Source organism: Bacteroides sp. AF39-16AC, assembly GCF_003602735.1.
GTDB classification, from domain to species: Bacteria; Bacteroidota; Bacteroidia; order Bacteroidales; family Bacteroidaceae; genus Bacteroides; species Bacteroides uniformis.
In genome coordinates, this window is record NZ_QTLN01000059.1 from 1 (window position 1) to 3,414 (window position 3,414).

Genomic DNA, 3,414 nt, shown 5'->3' on the forward strand with positions numbered 1-3,414 from the left:
GTGGGTGTGGATGCGACCGCGCGGGGGATGAAGCCGCCTATCTTGACGGTGGCTCCGAGCATACCTACAGCCATCGTCAGCACGGTGTGGCCCACCTCGGCGAGCTTCGCGCTGTCGGCGTCGCCCGTCTGTTCCGCTGTCGGTGGCGGGGGGATGAACGAGGAGACCGCCGCCGCGATGAAGTCCTGCGGACGGAGGAGAACCCCGACATAAGGGTGAGGCATGGGCACGACGGGGGACGGGGGTATCGTCACGAGGTGGATGTCCACGCCGATGACCGGGTCGAGCTGCTTGGAGATAGGCAGGCAGGCCATGCCCTTCATGCCCATGGCACCCAGTACGGGGAGCATGGCGGCTTCGCTCAGGCCGTCGGCAAGGCCGCCGATGGCGGCTGCCGCCTTGACGCCCGTGTCGAGGGCATTGACAGACGGTGACACACCGGCATCGGAGTTCGCCTTGACGCCTTCCGAGATGCCCTTGACCTGCGCCCCTACGCCGGTCTTTAGGTTTGCACTCACGCTGTCGAAATAGCCTGTGTCCGCCATATATATTAGAGTTCAGAAAATAAATTATCTACAAAATATTTAAATGACTGTGCTACTTGTACAATATTATGTTTGTAATTCATTTCATTAGTCTTTTTATTATCCCACTGATCCATAAGACAGTAGTATATTTTCTTATTTGATACGTTTATAGAATAAAAATTACCTCCTGAATCTATTGCGAATGGGACAAAACCTAATGGTAATGTTTTGTGTTCCCAACAGTCTATAGTATTGGTAGATATTGATTTGGTATTACAGTCATCGTATTTAATAGGTAAAAATAGATTAATTTCTACAACATCTAACTTTTTGTTTTGTGGAATAAATAAGTTGTTAGATGGTATACCTCCATTATTCTTTAAATAGAACAACTTCATACTTTGAGGAATTTCAATTTTTAATTTTAACTCAAGATCCTCAATATCCCTTTTGGTTATCGAAGGCCAATTGTCAGATACTATCTGTTTACTATTATCATCTTTCTTATATATTAAAGGTGCTTCTATTTCTTTGCTTTGCTTATTTATTCCCGATTCTAATTTGGCAAAAAAGACATTGATAGATGTAGATATTAGTGTTGGTTTGCCAAATACAAATATATCCCCAGCCATACCAGTGATAGGGTAAAGATATACCTTATTATCATTATCTTTTAAATCAACAGCAATGCGGCCTTCATCTTCACTTTCCATTCCAAATATAAACATATTCGGTGGTATTGCGAATGCTTTATGCATTTTAATAGTTTCTCCTTCCGCTGTAAAATCAGGATCATCATTAAAATCTTTCACATATTTGATAGGAAAAATACTTTCAATTTCAATATTTTCTTCATTAAGCATCGTTATTTTTTTATCTATCGTTCCACCATTGTGGTGTAAGTAGAATTCCTTTAACACCTCTGGAAGTGTTAAATTCAACAATGACTCCACATTTTCTAAGTCCTTAATAGTGATTCTTTTTTCAGAATCTAAAACTTTCAACTCCATAAAATTAACCTTATTTTTGATAACTGGGTTTTCGTCCAGTGACCCAACCCTTTTTATAAGCTTTATTCACTGATTTACGAGTCCCATATTTTACTTTCATCTTAGACTCAAATTGTTTTACAGATCCAGAATGATTTTCTTTTTGATGTCGCCCATTAGTACGAACTAATTGCATCGTAGTAGTTCCCGTTTGAGGATCAAAATCATCAACATGATGCCATGTATAACCTTTTGCTTGACTTCGAGATATTCCAGCTGCTTTATATGCTGCTGTAAAATCTCGTCCTCGGCTTCCTTGCATTGTTATTACTACTGTATTTTTTTGGGCACCTGTGACTGGGAATAAATCAGTATCATTTGGCATGAAATCTAAAAGCCCTAAAACATCGATACTGATATTTGTGTCAATAACATATCCATATAAATTTGTAAGCCCACTAAATAATCCAATCGGATCTTGCGAGACATACATTCCCATCTTCGGTGAGTAATACCTGAACCTGTTGTACGCCAGCCCTGTCTCCCGGTCATAATACTGCCCCTGGAACAGGAACGGTACCATTCCCTTGTTGCCGGTCTCCTCAATGACGTTCCCGTCCATGTCAAGCACCCGGCTCCACACCTCGTTGCCCTCGGCGTCGTATGCCTCCGTCGGTGTTCCGAGCTGGTCGGTCAGTATCGAGTAGGACTTGCCTTCCTTTATCATTGCCACCGGCACGAAGGAATCCTCGTCGAAGAGCCATACCGTCATGTCGCGGCGTTCCGTGTCCGTGTTCCACCTGTCCTCCACGACGGAGTATTCCCTATGCTGCTTCCACTGGTGCAGCGGCACGTTGCCGTTCCACACCCACCGCGTCACCGTCGTGCCGAAGCTCTTGGAGAGCCTGCGCCCGAGCGCGTCGTATGTGAACTCCACCTCCCTCTTGTCGGGCCGCACCACCTTTGCCAGAGAGCCGTCGGCGTTCCACCGGTATCTCCAGTGGTCCTTCTTGCCGTCAAGCCACCTTCCCGTGCCGAGGTAGCGTTCCGTCAGGTTCCCGTCAGCATCGTACTCGCAGTGCCATTCGCCGTCCTGCTCCAGCCGTCCGCCACCGAGGTAGCGGCGCAGCCTCATGTCCGGGTCGGGATACAGGTTTCCCGTCTGGTCGCTCTTCCTCCACTGCACCCTGCCGTCGGGGTATTCCGCCCTTTCGAGCTGCCCCGTCGGGGTATAGGAGTAGCGTGTCTCGCCATGCCTGCTGTCCTCCACGGACAACAGCCTGTCGGCGACGCCCCAGCGGTAGCGGCGCATGTGCCGTGTGCGCGAGTCCTTGCGTGTGCGGGCATCCACCAGACGGCCTATGTCATCATAGGCGAACGAGCGGACAATGCCTCCCGGAAGGATGCGTTCCACCTCGAAGCCCAGCGCGTCGTGGCGGTGTGCCGATTCCCACGAGCCCGCGCCGTCGGCGTCGCTGCCACCGGTGGCAGTGAACCCCTCAAGCTCCCCGTAGGCGTTGCGGGTGTAGTGCAGCGAGGCCCCCGCCGTGCTGTCGAGCGTGAGTATCCTGCCGGTATGGTCGTAGGTGCGGAGTATGGTGTTGCCGTCGGCCGTTTCCCGTGTCGGAAGTCCCAGGGAGTTGTACGCGAACTCCACCGTGCTTTCCCCCCTCGATGCCTGCACCAGCCTGCCGGACAGTCCGTAGGCGTAGGTCTGGTCGGGGTCGCCGGCCGTGGGGTATGAGACGCGCGTCACGCGCGAGCAGGCGTCATAGCCGTATTCCCTTTCCGTCCCCGAAGGCAGCGTCTCCCTGACGACGCGTCCGCCCCTGTCACGCAGGTAACGACGGACGGCCCCGTCGAAGCCTTTCTCGGCGGTGACGTTTCCCACAGCGTCG

2 protein-coding genes and 1 pseudogene are annotated in these 3,414 nt (G+C 50.3%); all 3 read right to left on the minus strand.

Going from position 1 to position 3,414, the window contains the following annotated elements; translation table 11 throughout:
* Positions 1–545, minus strand: a pseudogene (locus DW039_RS20525) (type IV secretion protein Rhs); the annotation flags it as partial.
* 5 nt (positions 546–550) lie between these two features.
* The gene (locus tag DW039_RS20530; RefSeq protein ID WP_118356596.1) at positions 551–1,537 is read right to left on the minus strand and encodes an SMI1/KNR4 family protein; all 987 of its coding nucleotides are present in this window, start codon (positions 1,535–1,537) and stop codon (positions 551–553) included.
* Between the two features lie 10 nt (positions 1,538–1,547).
* Positions 1,548–3,414, minus strand: a 1,867-nt coding sequence (locus DW039_RS20535; RefSeq protein WP_207810859.1) for an RHS repeat-associated core domain-containing protein, incomplete at its 5' end; no start/stop codon positions are given.